Genomic DNA, 22,431 nt, shown 5'->3' with positions numbered 1-22,431 from the left:
CTACTGCGTGGTACTTCGTGAGCGCTTTGTTACTCGCTGCGGTCATGAGCTCGCTTTGCTATCGTAACAACAAGAAAACAACGGCACAGCACTCATGAAACGAAGTTCATCAAATAAATGGATACGATTTTTCTACGAAATATTGTTTAATTACACGCTTTTATATAGTTGCAGAATGAGTACTTCATGAAGTGAATTGCTTTACTTGTTTCGTTTTAGTTTTAGTCTAAAGTAAATTCAAAATATAGCGACAATTTTTTAATCATTCTATATGCTTACCAACCAAGTTTAATAAGCTTAGCAACTTTTCCATGAAGTATTGGAGAATAGAATCTAATATAAACAAAAATAGTCCCTTTCACAAAAGGGACTATAGTTTTAAATATCTTATAACGTTTTGAAAACTTACCAAGAAATTCCCAAAGCAGTTTTGATTTTTTCTGTAGCATCAATACCACCATCAGAATACAAAAGCATTTTCTTATCTAAGATGTAATTGTATTGATTTTCTTTAGCAACTTTTTCCAAAGCAGCTTTGTATTCTTTATAAAGAGGCTCTGTTAATTCACCTTCTTTTTCTGCCAATTTACGATCTGCATCAGCAGCTTCTTTTTGAAGATCTTCTTGCATTTTTTGCAATTTAGCTTGAGCTTCTTGCTCTTGCTTTGGAGTCAATTCACCACGTTGTGCTTTCTCCATGATCTCTTGATAGTAATTTTGAGCATCTTTTTGTTTTCCTTCTAACACTTTTTGCAATTGCTTCCCATAAGCTTCTACTTCTGATTTAGCACGTTTGTATGCTGGCATTTCAGGAACAATGGCGTCAGAATCAACATAAGCTATTTTTTGAGCATTGGCAGTTGTACCCAATGCCATAAATGCAATCACGGTTAAAACTGATAATAGATTTAAGACATTCTTCATCTTGGTTCTTTTTAATTTTAATTTGTAATTTATAATCTGTTGTCATCCACAAACTGTCCCAACTCGAACAGCTTATTTCAATTCCTTACCTCTTTGATTTTATTTTAAGGATAAAGTATCTTTCAATTTGATATATACATATTGCGTACCATTTTTGGAACGACAGTAACAGTCAATGAGTATTTCAACCCTTGAAAGCCCCTTTTGAGAGTTCTAACAAAATCTATAAAGGATACTTTAACTATATTTAACGTAAGCAAACAGTTTGTAGTATAGTTTTTTTCGTGTGCAAAAGTACGGATTCAAGCGCATTTGCCCTAATTAAGTTAAAAAAAAATACCTTTTAAAATATAAAACCCTAAAAACCAATAAAATAACTAGATAATCTCTCTTGTTTTTAATGCTTTATAAATAGCTCAAATCTTATCTTTTAGCAAAACTTATCTTCTCTAACTTCCTCATCATCATACACTCATCCCGTTATTTTTTTCTCCCTTCTAGTTTCTTATAAAATAATACAAATTTAAAAAAACAAAAAAACAAACACACATAACCAACTAACTATCAATACAAAAACAAAACAAAAACAAGGCTGAATCTTATAAAATACACTCAAAACTGTTTTGCTACGATTAGTACGATCCATTAAATTTGCAGGCAACAATAAACACCTATTAATAAAGACAAATACTTAACTACACTATTTAATTACATCCTCAACTAGTTCTTATGTTACGTAAGCGCACTAGTTTGGTCATTATGTCGCCCCCTATCTAGTGGTTATCATTTTATTAATTATCAAAACAATACCATTTATCCAAGGATAACTACTATAAAATCCCCGTCTATTTGCAGCATTTTCAACCGACTAATAGCGAAGCCAAGATAAGACTAGAGAAATTCAATTATCAAACAAAAATAGTCACAAAAGTATAGGTGTCTATTTTCTATTCATCACTTCAATATTCGTAATTACATGTTTAAACTTAATCTATTTTTCACTTGTATATTGACACTCGTACTAACAAGTCTATCTTTTTTAGATTTGAATGCCCAAACTAAGATTTGGGGCGTCGGAACTACTGTAGGGGTAGCAGATGCAGAATTTCAAAATCCATTTATACAAGATACGATTGGTCCTTACTCTTCTACAGCTTGGACAGCTATTTCTATTTATGAAAACTGGGGAGGCACAAGCCCTGGCAATGCTTTTTGGGAAAGAAGCTTACTCGGCTATTCAAGAGATTACTATTCCAACCCTCCTTTTGCCGCCCCAGCAACACCATTGCCATCTCCTTCCCAAACCAATGGTGTTGCTATTTTTGATTCAGGTTACATGGACAATGATAGTACAGCTTCTATTGGAGTAGGATCTTCTCCCGGACAACATCGTGGCGAACTAATTTCACCAAGAATTGATTTATCAGGATATACCGACTCAGCACTTGTTATTAAGTTCTTTTCGAAATACTCTGCCAACAACTCTGCTACCAATGAATTGAGTGTTTCTATGTCAACAGACGATGGAGCAACATGGAGCGACCCATTTGATTATAGAGAAATTCAATTAGAAGAATTTGCTGATTTTGTTGCCATTCCTATGCCCAATGTAACGGCAGGGGTTAGTAATTTGTCACAATGCCGTCTTCGATTTGTTTTCGATACTTATTATTACTATGCCATGATAGATGATATTACCATCGAAATCGCTCCAGATTATGATATTGCAATAGGACGACCAAGTACCCTTAATACATCTAGGTTAGGAAAATCGGATATCGTTAGACTTGGAGGCAGCAGATATCGAGCTTTATCCAATATAGATCCTACCAATCTAAAGGAGTGGTTTTGGGGTGCCAAACTCATCAACTATGGAGGCAAAACCATTTATCCTTCTGATAATCCCAAGATGTATTTATCCATTGATTTTTATGACCTTGCTAATAACATGACTCCTAATGTCTATTTAGACACAATGAATTTAGATACATTATTGGCAGGCGAGTATACAGGTTCTACTTTTACAAAAGGTTTAAAAGATATTAACTTTATCAGCAACAACGGTGCAGGTAGCTATCGTGTCAAGTATTGGGTAAGTCATGACAATGCCGATGCCTTTACTTATAACGATACCGTATACCATACTTTTGATATTACACCAACGACCACACCTTTTATATCCAAAGGAGCCCTACGATCAGATGGTCGAGTGACAGTAAGTAGAGCATTTTTCCCAAGAACAACACCTCCAGGACAAACCAGTAATATTACATTATTTGAATGGGGATCTGTTTATTATTTTCCAAAGGGACAAAGTAATGCCATTAATATTGACTCTATCGAGTTCCGTTACTATATTGATAATGGCTATGTTGGCCCTGCCTCGCATACGCTTGCCGTTAACATTTATAGATTAAGAGATGGGTCAGGAGCTACTGCCGCTAATGGGGTTCTAGATATGGATGAGTTAACACTAGTTGGTAGTAATCAAGTAACACTTTCTGGACTAGATACCTTACCAGCACCTAGTTATGGCGTTGGTGTTGCTTCTAATTTTGTCGATGCCATAGGGAACCCTCTAACAAGTTTAGATGATGATGGTTGGTATTATATTGCCATTAGAGAAGAACCTGCTGCAATGGGAGGACCTGCTTCGGTTACCCTAAAGACAGGTCTTTGGTTAGGAGCTCATGCCAGCAATTATGCTTTGAATACTTTTAGAACAGCTCCCGATACTATTATCAACCCTGCTCCTCTTATTGTCTCAGATGTACCTGCGACTAGCCCAACTAGCTATTGGTCTGGATTTGGAACCGACTTTGTGCCTTCCATAGGAATTCACCTAACCCCAGATTCTACGACAACCAATATTGCTATGGTAGAAAATTCTCCCAATATATCTCTAGTCATTACACCAAATCCTACCATCAAAGAACTGACAATTGATTTGAAGCTAGATGTTGCTCAGGATGTAGAATATATTTTGACCAACGCAATTGGTCGTGTATTGATGACCTTTAAAAGCGAGCAAGTTATGCTAGAGAAAAAAACGATCAATTTGGAAACAATTCCTCCTGGAACGTATTTTCTAACTGCCAAAACAAAACAAGGTAACCTAACCAAAAAAGTGATCAAACAATAGAGTTTTGTTTCTTGTAAGAACATTCTAACACTGCCATCAATTCCAAACAAATATTTGTAGCGCAAAAATTGTCCGTCAATTTTTGCGCTTTTTTATGGCACTTTTCTAGTTTTCTGTCCCATACATCCAAACAAGTCTTATAATCCTCTCTCACCAATCAACGAGCACTGGTGTTATTTTTTGCCTAAAAATTTGGCTTTAGAATATAGGTCGCACAAGATGTCTCCATAAAGTGAATACCTAATAATTTCTGAGTGTTTTTTTTCTAGACACAAAAATATATTTCAATTTATCTGTTCAAAGAAAAGCAAAAACGCATTTTTTTGTTTATTTTACCTTTGAACGATATGATTATCTCCCCCACTGTATTTTTTTCGCCCAAGTTGTCCTAAACAAACAATAAGAGTTTTTCATGTCAAAGTTTCCACTAAAACATTTTTTTCCCAAAACCCACCAAAATCTTTCTTTGGAAGAGGGTATATTTAATATTGTAAACTTTTACTCTTCTTTTGTTTGTATTTTTTTCTTTATTGCAGCACATATTTTTGGTTTTTCATTAGTCACCAAAGTAGCACTTTCTATTTGTTTTGTTTTTTATGCGCTCATTTATGCCTTGTCAACGGCAAAAGGATGGTTTGAAGCTTTGGTGTTTCCATTCGTACTTTTCACATTAATCGTTATTTCCTTTTTATGGTATTATTTAGGGGGTTTTTATAGCGATATTCCCATTGTTTTTATAGCTGCTTTTATCATCTTTATGATTGTAATGCCACCTCGTCATCGTTGGATTGGTATTACATTGTCGTTAATTACATTAGGAACCTTTATCTTCATACAGAAAGTGCATCCTAATATCTTTCCGACTAAGCCCACCCCTCAAAGTTTGACAAATGCAATGACAGTTACCACAGTCCTTACTACCTTATTGATAGGGCAAATCATTCATATCCTCAAAAGTCGCTTTGAATTAGATCGGAAAATTTTGCAGCAAAAAAACAAAGAACTCAAACAAGCCACGCAAGCAAAGTCACAATTTCTTGCCAATATGAGTCATGAAATTCGAACCCCCATGAATGGCGTTATTGGTATGACAGATTTGCTTAATGATACGGAGCTAACAATGGAACAAGAAGAGTTGCTTAATGCTATCAAAATCAGCGGTGAACGGCTGCTTATTATTATTAATGAAATTTTAGATTTTTCAAAAATTGAATCGGGACAAAATCAGTTATTGCAAGAGCCTTTTTCACTAATCGAATGTATCGAAGAAGCGTTGGAAATTAATGCGCCAAAAGCGATTGACAAAAAATTAGAACTAAACTATTGGGTAGAGCCTAATGTTCCTTTTTATATCTTGGGCGATCACGGAAAACTTAGTCAAATTTTAATTAATTTGATTGGCAATGCCATTAAGTTCACTAATAAAGGTGAAATTTTGGTTACTATAAAAAAAATTGCCTCAACCAACCATCATATCGACTTAATGTTTAGTGTTAAAGACACAGGAATTGGGATTTCGAAAGAAAGTCAACTCGAACTGTTTGATGCGTTCACACAAGTAGATAATTCCAACCAACGAAAATATGGTGGAACAGGTTTAGGACTAGCCATCAGCAAGTTTTTGGCAGAAATGATGGGCGGTCAAATTTGGGTGGAAAGTGAAGAAGGACAAGGTTCGACGTTTTCTTTTACCATCAATGTTCCTCGATTAGAAGAAGTCCCGCCTCTTGATCAAGTTAGTATTCGAATTCTAAGAGACAAAAAAATACTCGTTGTTGATGATCACGAAACCAACCGTTGGGTGATCAAACGCCTGCTAACAAAGTGGGGAATAACAGCCTATGTGGTAGATTCTGCCGCTGCTGCAATGGAAGTTTTTAAAACAAAAAAGGATTTGGATTTAGCTATATTAGACGCTTATATGCCTGAAAAAGATGGCATTCAATTGGCACAAGAACTCAAAAAAAATAAAGCTCCTTTTCCTCTAATTTTGTTTAGTTCTGGTAATAAACCAAATTTTAAAAACTTCAATAAATTATTTGTCTCGTTTATCCGAAAACCTTTAAAGCAACATCATTTATTACAAACGCTCACCGATATATTTTCAAAATCTGATGATCAAGCCACTCGAAAAAAGGCAACGATCTTCAACACCTTACTTGGTAAGCAAATTCCATTAAAAATATTAATTGTCGAAGATGATTTTATCAACCAAAAGGTTATCGGTAAAGTTCTAATAAAGTTAGGATATAAAGCAGATATCAGCAACAATGGCTTAGAGGCACTTGAAAAACTTAAAAATACCACCTATGACTTAATTTTTATGGATATTCAAATGCCTGAAATGGATGGCTACGAAACGACCCAATCAATTAGAAATAACTCCAGTCTTAACCATTCTCAACTTATTATTATTGCCATGACAGCCAATGCTATGCAAGAAGATCGCGACAAATGTTTGAGCATTGGAATGAATGATTACATCAGCAAGCCTGTTATTGCTCAAGAAATAGAACAGATCATTCGAAAATGGAAAGAGGTTTAAGCCTCCCCCTAAACAACAATTATATTTAGGGGGCAAATGCCGTATAGCAATCTCTAATTACCAACTAATTCCCAAGACTGTCTTTACTTTTTCAGTTGCATCAATTCCTCCTTTCGAGTACAACAACATCTGCTTATCTAGTATATACGTATAGTTATTTTTTTCCGCTACCTTGGCAACTGCTTCATTAAATTCCTTATAAATTGGTTCTATTAATGTTGCTTCTTTTTCCATCAATTTTCGATCTGAATTTTGAGCATCTTCTTGCAATTCGAGTCTCATTTTTTGCAATTTAGCTTCTGCTTCTTGTTGTTGCCTAGGAGTCATCAACCCTTTTTTTATAGAATCCATTACTTCAGCATAATACGCTTCCATATCTTGCTGTTTTTTGTTGAATAGCTTTTGCAATTGTTGCCCATAAGCTTCAACTTCTGACTTTGCTTTTTTATAAGCCTCCATTTCGGGAACAATTTTCTCTGTTTCGACAAAAGCAATTGTTTGAGCAACACTTTTGGGTGCCCAATGGAAACATAAAATAAGGGTAAAAAAAGCAATTAAAATTTTACTATTTTTCATTGTGATGTCTTTTTTGATAGAATCATATAGCATTTATATTGATCCTTTATTTTGATTTAATAAGCGTAAAAATAAAGGCTATTTTGACAATATTATGGCCCTTAACAATACCCTAATATTAGTTCTATACTTTTTAACAAAATTTAACCCTAAGGCAGCTTCAAAGGCAATAAAAACAACTAATAATCAATTACTATAGGCAATTACTCCGTAAAATTACGGACATCTAAATCATGGTAATTCCGTATTTACTTTCTCTTCAATAAGGCTGACTTTTGTCATTGTTTAACATCATTTCCCAAAACATACAATTGTCCCAATACTATGTCTCATCAAATCCCTTTTTGTGAAGAAAAAAAGATAAAAAGTTACAGCGGTTATCATGAAATTTATGCCAAAATATTTAAGCCTAAGCATGTAGAGGAACTACAAACATTGGTCAAGTATTTTCATAAGAACAACATCAACTACTCAATTATGGGTACAGGTTTGTCCTTTAACAATGCATTTCAGCATCAACATATTATTTGTTGTAAAAAGCTCAATCAACTACACTTAGACCTAGAAAACAATCGAATTCTAGCACAGCCTGGTGTTACATGGGGGCAAGTCATGAAGACCATCGTCCCAAAAGGCTATGTTCCCCCTGTTGTTCCTACTGCTAGCAATATAACTGTTGGAGGCAGCTTTTCGTGCGATACCTACTCTAGAATGACGGCGACATACGGCAAAGAAATCAACCAAATAATCTCCTTCAAAATTATCATTCCTAATGGAGACATTCTATACGCAAGCCGCTCAGAAAATGAAGACTTATTCTATGGTGCTATTACGGGAATGGGAACAATAGGAATTGTTATTGAAATAGAAGAACGTGTGGTGTATGTTGGAAAAAATCCTGCTTTTTGCTCAATTGTAAGAAGGTTTGATCGAACGAAAGGAGTTCGCTTCTTAAACCCTAAAATGAATTTTGACCAGCGAGAAGAAGAAGACTGGAAAGGCTCTTGTGCTGTATTTTATCATAAAAAAGGAAATTTGTGTACCTTATTAGCCAAACACAACTGGATAGATACAACAGCCCGTAATCCAACTTTGGTACACCAAATTAAAAACCCTTCTCGTGTTATAGGGGACTTTTTGATGCATTTCTTTCCAAAAATTGCGGAATTATCTTGGGATTATTACTACAAGATAATTGGCAAATCAGCCAATGAAGAAGCTATTTTTATTGATTCTCCTTATGAAGCATCTTTTGTTATGGAAACCAATACATTTAGCAAAGCAATTGCTAGAAAATTAAATATAAAACTCAATATGTTGCAGGTGACCTATGCTATTCCTTGTTCAACGAATTCTGAAACGGATCGATTGAAGTACGAAGCATTTGTTCAAAATTGTATGCATCTCCTAAAAAAACATCAACTCCATACTGTTATGATAGATGGAGCCCATGTTCCTCCTAGCAAAACGGGTTTATTTTCATCTTCCAACTCCAATCAAAAAAGCTACTTATTTACCATGACCTTTGAAGGGCTTGCTTTGCGTGATTACGACACGGTAAGAAAAACGCTAGAAAAGATTAGTAGTATTTGCTATCATGAATATCAAGGTAAAATACACCTTACTAAGAATGTAATTTGCCCCAAAAATATTCTCAAAAAAATGTATGCAGAGGCAATAGAACAACTACTTGTATTAAAAGAAAAGTATGACCCTAAACATTTGCTTCAAAATAATCTACTCAATGAATTATTTGACTTACAAACATTACCAACTAATCCATCTCCAAACACAACAACACTATTAGAACAATCCTATTAGAATGAATGGCTACTAATCTTGTGTAGCTCCTTAGAAAAAGAAATAACCACATTCTGCTAAGAGCAAGATGTGGTTATCTTATAAATAGGATTAATCCGTTTAATTACCAATACAATAAATAGCAATTTTTTATTAGGATTTACAACCCTAATTCTTTTTTCAATTTTTGGGTAGCATCAATTCCGCCACCATACGCCATTAGAGTCTTTTTATCTAAGACATAAGCATATCCATTTTTTTTGGCAACACTAGCAATTCCTTGTTCGAATTTTTCATACATTGGTTTCGATAAGTTTTTTTCTTTTGCTAGTAATTGACGGTCTGCTTCCAAAGTATTTTTATCCAAGTCTTCCTGCATTTTTTGCAGCTTCACCTCTGCATCTTGCTGCTGTTTAGGAGTTAACGCCCCAACTTTTACTTGTTCGATGATATCGGTATAATATTTGGCAATGGCTTTTTTCTCTGCATCCAATTGTTTGACCAATTGCTTTTGGAATGTTTCCAAAGCAACTTGAGTACTTTTATATTCTGGCATTGCTTTAATGACTTCATCAGTATCAATATAAGCAATTGGTCCTTGTGCTTGCACAACAAAAGTTACCCCAAAAAACAACACATTCATCCACAAGATATGGGCTAATAAATTAGAATATTTATTCATCTTATTTACCTAAGCTTTTAATGACATCTGCTGTTAAATCTTTGTCATCCGCAGCAAAGATCAAAGTAGCACCATCTGGAGCAGTAAAAACAAAATCGTATTTTCTATCTTTTGCAATCTTTTGGATCGCATTATAGACTTTTTCTTGAATTGGTTTTACCAAGCTTTGACGTTTTTTAAACAACTCCCCTTCTGGTCCAAAGCGTGCTTTTTGCAAGCTACGCACTGCTTTCTCCTTATTCACAATTTCATCTTGTTTGGTTTTACGCATTTCATCGCTTAACAAAGGCTCACGAGTTTGGTATTCGCGATACATTGTTTCTATTTGATCGTATTCCTTTGCGATTTCTTGTCTCCAACGCTCTGCCTGTTGTTCCAATTCTCTCTGTGCTGTTTCGTATTCAGGAACAGAACTCATAATTTTTTCCATATCAACATAAGCAACCTTTGAATATTGAGCTTGTGTAGACAAACCAAACATCAGCAAAATCACTAGCAATGATAATTGTTTCATAAAAGTATTTTATTTAGATTAAAAAAGTTGTTCGAAAATTCATTACTCCATTTAAAAATCTTATTAAACTGATTATCAGCAAGATGTCTTTTGTTGATTTTTATATTAAAATACTAATAATCAATCTAATACAAGATGTTTTTTTTATATTTTTCGTAGAACCCAAACTAAGCTTGCCGAGTAGGCTTGTACTAGTAGCACAAAAGCCCAAGGTCATAAGCGCAGCGAAGTTAACTAAAAGCAAAGCGCTCACGAAGTACCACGCAGTAGCAGCGAAGCTAATCAACGGAGTATTAAAAATTTATAATAAGAACTAACTGTCGGTCAGAATTAGCTCATAGTATTTTCAAGCGTTTTTTGGTGCTTCCCCTCTCAAAACCAAAATTCCATTTATAGGTTTAGGTTTGAGTCCTCCCTCCTTATACCTAACAAGATTGTTGCCAAGTTTATAATAAAAAACAAAAGGAATACGCAAAGTTGGGGCTTTTTTATCAGATGGAGTATGCTTTTAACATAAGTTTAAAAAAAATACTCTATTTCTCCCTCACTTGGCAATTGTACCAATCATTGATAATAACGCTTCATAGCTAATTGAGACACCAAAAGAAAAACTAAAAGAGACTAGTGTATAGACAAAACACAATCATACTATCTAATCACTATTCAACAGGCAAAATCCAGTCAATAGGTGTTTTTCCCTGTTTTTCTAAATAGGCATTCGCTTGAGAAAAATGCTGGTTGCCTAAAAAAGCTGGTCCCGCCAATGGCGAGGGATGTGCAGCCTCCAAAATCAAATGTTTTTCAGCATCAACTAAAGCAGCTTTCTTTTTAGCAAAATTTCCCCAAAGCATAAAAACCACACCATCTCGCTCGTCAGAGATTTTTTTAATAACCGCATCGGTAAAGTTTGCCCAACCAATTTTTTGGTGCGAACCTGCTTTTTTATGCTCTACTGTCAAGAAAGCGTTCAATAGAAAAACCCCCTGATCTGCCCATGTCTCTAAATTCCCATGCTTGGGCTTTTCAAAACCAGGCACATCCTCCAACAATTCTTTGTATACATTTCGCAAAGATGGTGGAATTTTAGCTGTTTTAGGAACAGAAAAAGATAAGCCATGTGCTTGCCCAGGACCATGATAAGGATCTTGCCCCAAAATAACAACCTTTACTTCTGGCAAGGGCACTTTATTAAAGGCATTAAAAATCAAATTTCCAGGAGGATAAATTGTTTTGCCTTCAGCATTTGCGTTTTTTAAGAAACTTTTAATTTGAGCAAAGTAGTCTTTTTGAAACTCTTCAGATAATGCCTCTTTCCAAGTTGCTTCTATTTTCACATCCTTTATTGCAGCCATATTTTAGGTGATTTTTTAAGTAATTTAATAGGTTGCTAATATATGTTTTTTTGAGTCACAATGCAAGTTCAACACGCCATCTTTAGCAATCGTAAATTGTGCATTATGTTCATCTATGTCAAGACAAAAAGTCAAATAGGCTAAACATCTAGTTTTAGCCTATTTTTTGTCTTTTGATATTTTGTCAACTATGAGCAACTATTATAAATAAAAAACAGGGAAGTCACATTAAGTGCAACTTCCCTATCTACGGTTATGGTTTTGATAAATATTAAATCTACCAACCTTTTATTCTATAGTGGTTTTACGTCAACAATTGATCAAATAACAAAGCTTTAAATTCATCACTCATCAAATCCAAGTCGCCATTTTTGGCTAGTTTTTTCAACTCTGCTTCTACTTTTTGAGGCAAATTACTAGTATCAACAGCTTCCAAGTATAAGTCAACATCTGCTTCTTCGTCTCCAAATCCTTTTAGGGACAAATATTGCCCGTCAATACTCAATGTAAATTCGCGTTCAAAAGTCCCATTTAATGGAATTCCATTAATAATCACTGTTTTAGTCCCTTCGTTTTTAATTTTGTACAACATACGAATGGCCTCTTGTCCAGGATTAAGCATAAGTAGTCCTTTGTAATCCAATCCCAAACAAATATTTTCCAACAACCCCATAATTTGCTTTTCCATTTTGGCTGGTATCTTTGCAAACATTGGATTCTTAGAACTAGTCGTTTTTATATTGACCTTCCAGAATTTGTTGAAAGTAGGTTTAAGAACTGATGATAGTTTATTTGCTTTAAAAACGCCTTCCATTTCGTCCAATAAGGTGTGTTCTTTTTCTTTTAATTCCACACTCAAAAATGGCGTACAGTATTTTTCAATACACTCCTCGGCTTCCAGATGAAAAATATCGCTAGCTTTGCGCCAAGACCTAAAAGCAGCTTCTAAATCTCCTTTTGCTTGGTACATTTTTCCCATGCTAAAATGCCCTTCTGCATTGATTTCTTCATCATCCATTTCTAACAACCCTTGAAAAGCAGCAGCTGCGGCATCCCAATTTTCTGCTTGGGTATAGATAATTCCTTTTTTATTGTACAACATCCACTTGTCGTCTAAGACAATATCCAATCCTAAATCCAAGTAAGTAATGGCCGCATCTACAGAACCTTCCTTCACACGAGCTTCAGCTATCCCAATATAGGAATCAATCAATTTGGCATCCAAATCAATCACACGACTAAAATCTTCTATAGCACCTGCAGAATTGCCTTGATGCAAGCGAGCCCAAGCTCTTCCTAAAATAGAATTTAGTGCTGCCAAATCGCCATAAATTTCTTTTTCGATGGCATGGGTGTAAGCAATTTCTGCCATTTTATGCTTCTCCTGTTCTGCATAAAATTCTCCTTGGCTCTTGTAGCGATTGGCATCCTCTGGATCTTGACCAATCCAAGCCTTAAAGGCCTCTTCAGTTGCTTTGGCATCACCGCTCATATTGTGCAAATTAATTTTTTGCAACCATAACTCTCTATCATCAGGATTTTTCTCTAGTGCTTTAGAAAGATCCTCCAATGCTTCTGAGTAATTTCCCAGACTCGTGTGCACAATAGCCCTAACTTTATAAGCTACATCATAATCAGGTGCCGCTTCCAAAGCTTTATCTAAGTAACCTAAGGCACCTTTAAAATCGTTTTCATTGCTAGCGTAAACCCCCATAGCAACCAAAGTGTCTACATGGTCATCGTGTACTTCTAAGATGCTTTTATAAATTTGTTTTGCTTTTTCTTCTTCTCCTAACTTTGCATGCATCAAAGCCAATCGTGCTTTGTAGTCAGGATTATCAGAAGCTTTTTCTATTGCTTGTTGATAATACTCAATAGCATCATCAATATCTCCTTGCAAAAACATGGCTTCACCAACATAATAATAACCGAATGCTTCTTCGGGGAAAGCTTCGATTGCTTCATCTGCTAAATCTTCTGCCTCTTCATAATCTCCATCTTCTAGGGCATCCAAGATGTCTTCCAGTAGTTCTTCTCTCTCAATGAGCTCCTTTTCTGTCATAAGTATTAAATTCGTATCGTGAGTGTTTTCTAAATCAAATTATGTGTCTGTTTTATGACGTTGTAATGAAATCCGATTTGATTTTAAGCTAAATAAACTCTCTCCTCGCCCAAACAAACCTTAAGTAGCTAATAATCAATAAAATAAAAACCACTCCTTTTGCCTCTTTTAAAAGAAAAAAATTCAACAAAACATTCGCTGTCCATGAGGTCAAACAAATAGACTCATTACCCTTGTAAGTTATGTAATAGTTTTTAGATAAAAAAATCTAAATTAAATTTATTCTATATGGAGCCTCCTCCAATTTTGCACAATCACATTAGCTGTTTCTTTATACGTTTCAACTTTAGACAGACCAGCCAAAACAAAAGTACATAAAAAACTAATTATCAATACACTAAAATCAAATATCAATTTAAAAGATACGTATTTTAACTACAAAAGATAAAAGATAGATTTTAAATCTTTTTATAGAATTGTGCTTCTTTTTAAAACAACTTTATCTTTGCTTGTACAAGATTAATTAAATAGATGCTGCTACAATATAAAAGTAATCACTAATTTTGTGTAAGTTAGCTAAGGACGGTTACAATACATTAATACCTCCTAACATTTGCTGGATATTTAATAGAAAGATAAACTACAATTAACAAAACGTTGCATAGTTTGCGTATTCCAGCATCTTTATTACAAAAGCAATGCAGTAGTCATTCGCCCTATATCAAGAATGTTTACTACGCTCAGGAATTATAAAATTTTATGGCAGAAGAAACCGAAGAAGTAATCGAATTAAAAAAAGTACCTGTTGACTTGCAACCTGTCAATTATCCCATGCCAATGGTAGAGGAAATGACGAGTTGGCCGATTCATAAACTCAGCCAAGAGAGAGAAGAGTTTATGAAATATGCTTCTGAATTTACAACTCAGCTGATCATCAACAAAAAAAGAAAGGAAAGTATGAGCGAAGCCATTGCCAAAGTACTCTACTTGGAACGGATGCGCATCGTTAACGAACCTTGGAAAGTAGATCCGCCTGATGAGATGGATTTTTGGAATGACATTCGAAAAAAATTGCTTCGAAAGTCCTTAGATCAAACAGAAGCTGATGTCAAGGAATACAACCATCGTTTGTTAAGAAGAATTACAGAACGTTATTTGCGAGAAATCATGAGCAACTTCAAGATTTCTACTTACAAAATGGCTCAAAAATTTTTGCCCAAATTATTTAGTACCATTTTAAATGCGTCTAGTATTTTTCGTTCTAAAAAAAGACTCCAAGACAAACTCCAAATTGTTGGTGATGTAGAGACCATTCGTGCCTTGGTTCCTCAGGGGACAATTGTTTTGGTTCCAACACATTTTAGCAATTTAGATTCTATTTTGGTAGGTTGGGCAGCCGATCAAATTGGGCTCTCTGCATTTACTTATGGCGCAGGAATTAATTTATACAATAAAATTTTAGGTTATATTTTTCCTAGACTGGGTGCTTATGGTCTAGATCGCCGCAAAAAGAATGACTTTTACTTAGAAACCCTAAAAGCATACTCGCAGCTCAATATGGAGCGTAGAGTACATTCTATTTTCTTTCCTGGAGGCACTCGTTCTCGCTCTGGAGCATTAGAAGACAAATTAAAAATGGGCTTGCTTGGAACAGCTATTGATGCTCAAGGCAACTTATTTCAAAGCAAAGCCGACAACAAAATCTTTATTGTTCCTGTTGTATTAAATTACCATTGTGTTTTAGAAGCCAAAAATCTAATCAATTCACATTTAGAGCGTACGGGCAAAGAATTGTATCTGATCGAGAAAAAAGCGTTTGGTGGAGCTTATAATTTCTTAAAGTTTTTCTGGAAATTTTTCTCTTCTACTTCTGAAATTGTCGTTAACTTTGGGCAACCAATGGATGTTTTGGGAAATTTTGTCAACAAAAATGGACAAAGTTTAGACAAACGTGGCAATATTGTTGACTTGGAAGGCTACTTTATTTCAGGAGGAATCATTCAGAACGATCAACAACGCAATGCTCAATACACTAAAATGCTTGCCAAACAAATTGTCAAGCGTTATTCTAGAGAGAATGTTGTTTTGAGCAGCCATTTGGTGGCGCATACTGCTTTTAATATCTTTATGAAAAAGTACCCTAGTTTGGATTTATATGGTATATTAAGGCTTCCTAAAGAAGATAGAGTAATTGCATTGGAAGTATTTCAAAAAAATATTGAATTGCTTCGAAATCGCCTTTTAGAATTAAATCTAGCTGGCAAAGTTCGCTTGTCGAATGTTGTTAAAAATGGAAGTGTCCAAGAATTAATCAAGCATGGAATTGATAATATTGGCATTTTTCACGTGCAGAAAGCACTCTTTATTGATAAAAAACAACAGATCAAAAGTGAAAATCTTAACCTTTTGCTTTACTACCATAATCGCCTATTGGGGTATCATTTATCAGAACACATTGAAGTAACTAACATAAAGTAATAATGAGAACACTACTATTTTATCTATTCATTTTCACTTTTTTAACAGCTTGTTCTAACGAAGAAGACAAGGCATGGGAATTGGCTTTAAGTCAAAATTCAAGTGCTGCTTTAGATTCGTTTTTATTAGTCTATCCTGATAGTAAATATGCTGCCGATGTTGCAACGCACAAGGAGGAATTTGCTTGGTATGCTGCCAAACAAAAACATACGGTTTATAATTACAAAAAATATGCTGCGGATTATCCTAATGGCAAATACAAGGATCAAGTTCCAACATTGATTGATTCGATCAGTTCTGACAATATTAGTTTAGAAGAATTGACGAAGAGTACCTTTATTGGTAAAATTGACTATGGCAATCGCGAAACCGAAGTCATTGCTTTTAGTTTTGCTGAAATCAATAAAGATAGTGCGGGCATTCGTTTTATTGCTAAAATAAATACTTCTGATATTCGAAAAATGATTGAAGGTAGAATCGACCCTAATGGGTACTTAATTATGTTTATGGAAAACCCAGACGACAAAATTATGCTTAATATTACGGATGGTAGAGCATATCGAAAAGACAATAAAGTTATGTTAGAATCTACCAACATCAACCAATATTGGAACCTGATAAAATACAATGAAGAATAAGTTGTTCGTTTGGATAATATACTTATTTTCATTTTAACTGTAATTCGCTAAAACAACACCAATAGCACCACCCTAACAACACACGATTAAAGGCGTTAAGAATAACTATCGTATTAATAATAGTTGTATGATACCTTTAAAATACTTTGTGAGTGCTTTGTGATGCTGCTAACCAACACAACAATTTTTAACTCAATTCGTTTGTGAGGCAATAATTAGCGAATGACTATTTTATAAACAACTTCACAAAAAACTGATACCATTCAAATTATAATCTTATGAAATTATCTAATGTAGTTCTCCTAGTTGTATTGGTGGGAATATTTTTTAGTTCTTGTAACAATTACCAAGAACAATACGAAGCATTGGTTGAAAAAAATGCTGCGGACCAAAAACGTCTACATGAATTAGAAGAAGAAGATCGATTAGTTCGTGGAGAATATTCTCTTGCTATTGAAACCTTAAATTCTATTGAAGATACCTTAAGAACCATTGCCAATAATGAGAAAGAAATCCAACGCTTGACTCAACAAAAAGAGTTTAGTGGTAACTTATCTCAACGTCAGGCAATTATCGCCAAATTGCAAGCATTAAGAGATGCCAACGAAGCTGCCAAAGATGCTGCAAAGAAAATGCAAAAAAGAATGCGCTCGTACCAAATTGAAAATCAACAGCTCAAAAAAATGATTGCTCAAGCAGAAACGAGAATCATCGAAAAAGAAGAAGATCTAAAAGAAGCTCGGACGATTATTGATGATATGGAACTTGCTTTGGCAAAAATGGAGGGGCAATTGACGGAAAAAAGTGGTCAATTAGATGATGCGTATAAAGATTTGCAAGAACGAAATGCTGCATTGACTGAAACCAATGAAAAATTGGCAACAACTATTGCTGATCTAGAAACAAAAAATGATTTTATCGATGAACAAGCGAAAGCGTATGTTGCTTGTGGCGATAAAAGAGCTTTGCGCAAAGCTGGTATTCTAAGTAAGACTAGTATGAAAAAGTTAACCAAAACGTATCAACAATCTGTGCGTGAAAATGGGGATGAAATTGACTATTTTAACAACGACCAAATTGATTGCGGTGCCGATGGCGAAATCGTATATGTCTTGCCTGTTCGTGACGAAAGTTCTTACGAAATACAAGGAGGTGTCCTTGTTATTAAAAATTCAAAAGTCTTCTGGGCTACCGACAAAACAGTTGTTTTGGTAAAAAATAACTAATAGTTTTACTGTCTTAATAGTCAATTATTCCTTGCCTATATTTATTTTTAGACAACAACTTCAAATTATAAAATCATCCCATTAGCAGCTATTTCTGCTCCCCTTTAATATCTAACAAGATTAAAAATACTTATGAGACTAACCTTATATATAGGATTCCTATTCTTCACCATTTTAGCAACCAGTTGTGAAGATTATCAATCTAAATTAGCAGAAGCTCAAAAAGAGCAACAGTTGTTAAATCAACAATTAGGAACTTTAGAACAAGAAGAACGCCTTATTAAAGGTGAATATGCGGATGCAATGGAAACATTATCAGCTATTGATCAAACGTTGAGAGAAATGGCGCAACGCAATGAAGAAATGGATAAATTGATCCAACAAAAAGAGTTGGCAAAAGGGACCACCAAAGAACAAGCAATTATGGTGCGTTTGCAGTCACTCAAAAATGCTAATATTGAAGCCGATAAAAAAGCTAGACGTCTCCGTACCAAGGCTAGAGCCTTTAAAGTGGAAAACGCACAACTCAAAAAAATGATTGCTCAGTTAGAAACTCGATTTACAGAAGTAGAGGCCGAAGTTAACAAAACGCAAACGACGATTGGCAATATGCAAGTTGCACTCAATAAATTGGAAACAGAGGTAGCTGCTACCGAATCAAAACTTGCTTCTGCTTATGCAGATTTAAAAATTAAAACGGTTAACCTAGAACGTACTAATGAAGAACTAGAGGCAACACTTAGCGATTTACAGAGTAAAAATGCCTTTATTGAAGAAGATGCCAATGCATATATTGCTTGTGGCAATAAGAAAATCTTGCGCAGAAATAATATACTGAGACTGTTAAGTGCTAAAACTCTAACACTTGAATATCAATCACAAGTAAAAAAATTGGGCACACAATTCGATTATTTTAATAACCTAGAAATCGACTGTGGCAGTGGAGAAATTCAATACCTACTCCCTACTAGAGATCCCAATTCTTATAAAATTGAAAATGGTATTGTTACTATTTTAGACAAGAAAACATTCTGGGCAACTTCTAAAACAGTTGTTTTAGTCAAAAAATAAGCACTTGACGCACTGGTCGCTGTATAATTTGCAATTCATATATTTGTAATAAAAAGGGGCATTGTTAATCGATTAACAATGCTCTTTTTAAGTAGGTCACTAGAAAAATATAGCTAAAAATAAGATTGATTTGTATAATTTTTTCTGAACGATTACTTCCCATCCAAAATACATCTAATGCGACTTACCTCTTTCATTTTTTGATTTTTTAAATTCATTCATCGTTCTACATCTATGGCGACAATTATAAAAACCGAAGACGGCTCTAACAGTATTCAATCAGCCCAATTTGAGGCTACGTATCATTCCATTCATGGTGCTATTCAAGAAACACAAACCGTCTTTATAGAAGCAGCCCTGAAGCACAAAGCTACAACTCAAAACGAATTGAGCATCTTAGAAATAGGATTCGGAACTGGTCTAAATGCTTTTATGACTTATTTGGAAGCTCTTAAATTAGAACTCCAAATTCACTATACTGGAGTAGAAGCCTACCCTATTTCAGAAGCAATAGCAAAACAATTAAACTATGCGGAGTTATTAAACGCACAAGACAAAGAACAACAGTTCTTAAATATGCATGCCCAAACCAATGAGTGGCTTGAATGTGCTCCTAACTTCAAATTCTACAAACAAGTTGGTCGATTTGAAGATATAACTGCTCAAAATCAGTTTGATATTATTTACTATGATGCTTTTGCTCCTAGTGTTCAGCCTGAACTATGGGAAACAACTATACTGACTCAAATGTACCAAGCTCTAAAACCCAAGGGAGTCCTTACCACCTATTGTGCAAAAGGAGTTTTTAAACGTCGTTTGAAAGAAATTGGGTTTGATATAGAAGCAATTCCCGGTCCTATTGGAAAACGTGAAATGACGCGTGCTACCAAAAAGTAAGCCCCACCCCAATTAGAACCCTAGTCTATTTATAACTTTTCTCCGTCCAATAAACGCAAGAGTAACGGTGCTAATTCTTGATAATCTTCTAAGACAATTTCTCGAACTCGTTCGGGGCTATCTTCATCTTGGATTGGTAAAAACTCTGCCAAACTATCAATAATTTCTGTGCTATCTGTTGGAGCATCATAATAACTAACCATTCTAGAAGCAGTAGCGGCAGTCCCCATATAAGGAACATAACCTTCTATAAATTCGTATTCTACCCATATATTTGCAATTCGAACGCTACAATAAAAATCATTAGGGCTAGCAAACTCTTTTTCATAGTCTATGGGCTCCAAGCTTTTAATCGCTTCTAACAAATCCATATTCAACTGATTGACCATCATATAAAGAGCGATATATACATTTTCGCCCTGTCCCGAATCAATCAATGTTTGTATTTTATGCTGAATTTCTTTTTTTGTCATGGTTTTCTCATTAACACGGACTATCTTATGGATACACACACTCCCTACTTTTATCGTTTGGTTCCTGTACTGGATTATATTCGCAGTCATTATAATGAACCTATTGCCATCAAAGAATTGGAACAAATTTCATTCTATTCTTATCGAAGTTTGCAAAGAATTTTCAAATCTTTGTTTGGAGAAACAATTGGAAGTTATCAAAAAAGACTTCGTTTAGAAAATGCTGCTAAGTTACTGCATTATTCTGATAAAAGTATTACAGATATCGCTTTAGAAGTCGGTTATGCTGATTTGCAAGCATTTCGAAAAGCCTTTAAAAAACAATATAACATTGCCCCAAGTTCTAAGCGTCCAGAACTATTACAACTATTGAATCAATATCAACAACAACTCCAATATCCTCAACAAGATATACAAGCATTGGATGCTAAAAAAATACAATTACCTCCTATTCGGGTCGTTTTCAAAACCCATCAAGGAACCTATGATAACCAACAGATTGCGGTAGTTTGGGAAGATTTGTTTCGTACTTACCCCGAATTAACAAGAGCACAAGAATATGGTTTAATATTTGACGATATTGATATTACACACCCTGATATTTGTCGTTATGATGCTTGTTTGAGCTGCCCTAAAGATTGGACAGCCCAACAATCCCCAACCAAAACGATTGGAGCGAATACCTATATGCGTTTTTTACACCAAGGAAGTTATGACAATATAGATGTTACTTACAATACTATATTTGGAGGTTGGCTTTTGGAAAATGAGGGCAACTTTTCTACTGGTGCTATTATCGAACATTATTATTACAACCAAAATCATACTACCAATGAAGCTGATTTTTTGACTCATATTTACATTCCTATTTAAGTAATTCAAGTTGGCAATTTTGGACTACCCAATTAGTTTTACAATCTACTACCTTTGGAAGGTACTTAATTATTAACCATCCAAATCAAATAATCATGCAATCAATGAATTTGTTCACGAGTCTTTTTTTTAGCCTATTCTCATTAACAAGTTGTCAAAAGGACAGCCTCCCTTATTCCAATCAAATAGACGACGACAAAATGCTATTGGTTATTACACCACCATCTATTCATAACCATTATTATGCTGATGCCTATGATGATATTGTAGCCTTTGACATTGCTTATGCCAAACATATCTTGGGAAAAGACAACGTCATTGTGTTGGGAGATGCTGCTACAATTGATTACCTCAAACAACATCTACCTGAGGATATTTTGTTGCAACAAAATTTAGAAGATATTTGGCTAAGAGATTGTTCTATGGTCATGCCCTACGCTCCCATTCAATTTAGATATGCCGCTGTGGCACAAGGAAACCAAGCAGATGCCGACTATGTTCAGGAGAAATTCAATGCTTTTGCCAACAAATACAAAATCAAGTTTTCTACAAGCCCTTATACCCTAGATGGTGGTAATTTTGTAGATAATTACAATGGTCGAGCCATTTTATCCGATCGTTTTTTAGAGGATAATCACTTAACTTATCAAGCTGCCAAGGCTTACCTTAAACAAGCATTAGGACTGAATGAAGTTGCCATTATTCCTAATGACGACCCTAATGGTTTGGCACATGCAGATGGTCAAGTCATGTTTATTGACAACAATACGATAGCCGTAACAGACTACAATGAGCCTGCTTATCAACAACTCATTCACGATGAACTTCGCACGGCTTTTCCTGGTATTAAGCTGCTAAAAGTTCCTACCATTCGAGACACAACTATTTGGGACGCTAGGTTTGGTTCCTCTTGCGGTGTTCACATCAATAGTACTGTTACCAAGCATCATATTTATCTACCTGTTTTTGGTAATGCAACTGATGACCAAGCCATACAACTCATTCAACGTAACAGCTCAAAAACAGTAGTGCCGATTGATGCCAGTCTAGTTTGCCGAATGGGGGGTAGTGTTCGATGTTTGTCTTGGCAAGTAGCAGGAGAAAATGCCAAACGTTTGATTGAAGCTGCTCGCCAATAATGGCTAAAAGAATTACCAATCCATTAGAAAATTTAATAA

17 protein-coding genes are annotated in these 22,431 nt (G+C 34.9%); 10 read left to right on the top strand and 7 right to left on the bottom strand.

Annotated elements, in window-relative coordinates; genetic code table 11:
- Positions 1-405: 405 nt before the first annotated feature.
- Positions 406-924 carry an OmpH family outer membrane protein gene (locus CG11_RS05415; protein ID WP_052593919.1) on the bottom strand — a complete coding sequence of 173 codons (519 nt, stop codon included), beginning with the start codon at positions 922-924 and terminating at the stop codon, positions 406-408.
- Between the two features lie 976 nt (positions 925-1,900).
- Here CG11_RS05415 and CG11_RS05410 point away from each other — a divergent pair.
- Both CG11_RS05410 and CG11_RS05405 read left to right on the top strand, forming a co-directional pair.
- Positions 1,901-4,066 (top strand): T9SS type A sorting domain-containing protein, encoded by a 2,166-nt coding sequence (locus CG11_RS05410; protein ID WP_081909471.1) that lies wholly within the window; start codon positions 1,901-1,903, stop codon positions 4,064-4,066.
- A 412-nt stretch (positions 4,067-4,478) separates the two neighbouring features.
- Entirely contained in the window at positions 4,479-6,611 is a 2,133-nt protein-coding gene (locus CG11_RS05405) for a response regulator (RefSeq protein ID WP_052593915.1), read from the top strand.
- Between the two features lie 57 nt (positions 6,612-6,668).
- On the opposite strand, the gene CG11_RS05400 is transcribed toward CG11_RS05405, so the two are convergent.
- Positions 6,669-7,187 (bottom strand): OmpH family outer membrane protein, encoded by a 519-nt coding sequence (locus CG11_RS05400; protein ID WP_063833027.1) that lies wholly within the window; start codon positions 7,185-7,187, stop codon positions 6,669-6,671.
- Between the two features lie 324 nt (positions 7,188-7,511).
- On the opposite strand from CG11_RS05400, the gene CG11_RS05395 reads away from it, so the two are divergent.
- Positions 7,512-9,008, top strand: coding sequence for an FAD-binding oxidoreductase (locus tag CG11_RS05395; RefSeq protein ID WP_052593910.1), 1,497 nt, complete (start codon positions 7,512-7,514; stop codon positions 9,006-9,008).
- Positions 9,009-9,147: 139 nt separating this feature from the next.
- Here CG11_RS05395 and CG11_RS05390 read toward each other — a convergent pair whose 3' ends face one another.
- The 4 genes from CG11_RS05390 to CG11_RS05370 all read right to left on the bottom strand — a co-directional run bounded on the left by CG11_RS05390 (position 9,148) and on the right by CG11_RS05370 (position 13,597).
- Positions 9,148-9,669: an OmpH family outer membrane protein gene (locus CG11_RS05390; RefSeq protein WP_052593908.1), complete on the bottom strand. Its 522-nt coding sequence runs from the start codon at positions 9,667-9,669 to the stop codon at positions 9,148-9,150.
- Position 9,670: 1 nt separating this feature from the next.
- On the bottom strand, positions 9,671-10,183 hold the full coding sequence (locus tag CG11_RS05385; protein WP_052593906.1) for an OmpH family outer membrane protein: 513 nt from the start codon (positions 10,181-10,183) through the stop codon (positions 9,671-9,673).
- 659 nt (positions 10,184-10,842) lie between these two features.
- The gene (gene ung, locus CG11_RS05375; RefSeq protein WP_052593902.1) at positions 10,843-11,535 is read right to left on the bottom strand and encodes a uracil-DNA glycosylase; all 693 of its coding nucleotides are present in this window, start codon (positions 11,533-11,535) and stop codon (positions 10,843-10,845) included.
- Positions 11,536-11,839: 304 nt separating this feature from the next.
- Positions 11,840-13,597 carry a tetratricopeptide repeat protein gene (locus tag CG11_RS05370; protein ID WP_052593899.1) on the bottom strand — a complete coding sequence of 586 codons (1,758 nt, stop codon included), beginning with the start codon at positions 13,595-13,597 and terminating at the stop codon, positions 11,840-11,842.
- 759 nt (positions 13,598-14,356) lie between these two features.
- Between CG11_RS05370 and CG11_RS05365 the strand changes: the two genes are divergently transcribed.
- The 5 genes from CG11_RS05365 (at position 14,357) to mnmD (ending at position 19,907) form a co-directional block, all read left to right on the top strand.
- Positions 14,357-16,075: a 1-acyl-sn-glycerol-3-phosphate acyltransferase gene (locus CG11_RS05365; RefSeq protein WP_081909470.1), complete on the top strand. Its 1,719-nt coding sequence runs from the start codon at positions 14,357-14,359 to the stop codon at positions 16,073-16,075.
- 2 nt (positions 16,076-16,077) lie between these two features.
- Positions 16,078-16,713, top strand: coding sequence for a hypothetical protein (locus CG11_RS05360; protein ID WP_052593897.1), 636 nt, complete (start codon positions 16,078-16,080; stop codon positions 16,711-16,713).
- 278 nt (positions 16,714-16,991) lie between these two features.
- Entirely contained in the window at positions 16,992-17,939 is a 948-nt protein-coding gene (locus CG11_RS05355; protein ID WP_052593895.1) for a hypothetical protein, read from the top strand.
- Positions 17,940-18,071: 132 nt separating this feature from the next.
- Positions 18,072-19,010, top strand: coding sequence for a hypothetical protein (locus tag CG11_RS05350; protein ID WP_052593893.1), 939 nt, complete (start codon positions 18,072-18,074; stop codon positions 19,008-19,010).
- A gap of 234 nt (positions 19,011-19,244) precedes the next feature.
- Positions 19,245-19,907, top strand: coding sequence for a tRNA (5-methylaminomethyl-2-thiouridine)(34)-methyltransferase MnmD (gene mnmD, locus CG11_RS05345; RefSeq protein ID WP_052593891.1), 663 nt, complete (start codon positions 19,245-19,247; stop codon positions 19,905-19,907).
- Between the two features lie 29 nt (positions 19,908-19,936).
- Here the strand turns inward: mnmD and CG11_RS05340 are convergent, their stop codons facing one another.
- Positions 19,937-20,380 carry a hypothetical protein gene (locus CG11_RS05340; protein ID WP_052593889.1) on the bottom strand — a complete coding sequence of 148 codons (444 nt, stop codon included), beginning with the start codon at positions 20,378-20,380 and terminating at the stop codon, positions 19,937-19,939.
- A gap of 27 nt (positions 20,381-20,407) precedes the next feature.
- On the opposite strand from CG11_RS05340, the gene CG11_RS05335 reads away from it, so the two are divergent.
- Both CG11_RS05335 and CG11_RS05330 read left to right on the top strand, forming a co-directional pair.
- Positions 20,408-21,253: a GyrI-like domain-containing protein gene (locus CG11_RS05335; RefSeq protein ID WP_052593887.1), complete on the top strand. Its 846-nt coding sequence runs from the start codon at positions 20,408-20,410 to the stop codon at positions 21,251-21,253.
- Between the two features lie 95 nt (positions 21,254-21,348).
- The gene (locus CG11_RS05330; RefSeq protein ID WP_081909468.1) at positions 21,349-22,392 is read left to right on the top strand and encodes an agmatine deiminase family protein; all 1,044 of its coding nucleotides are present in this window, start codon (positions 21,349-21,351) and stop codon (positions 22,390-22,392) included.
- Positions 22,393-22,431 lie beyond the last annotated feature (39 nt).

This window comes from Aureispira sp. CCB-QB1 (genome assembly GCF_000724545.1).
Lineage (GTDB): Bacteria > Bacteroidota > Bacteroidia > Chitinophagales > Saprospiraceae > Aureispira.
The sequence above is the reverse complement of the archived record's forward strand: the minus strand, read 5'-3'. Positions and strand labels throughout refer to the sequence as shown.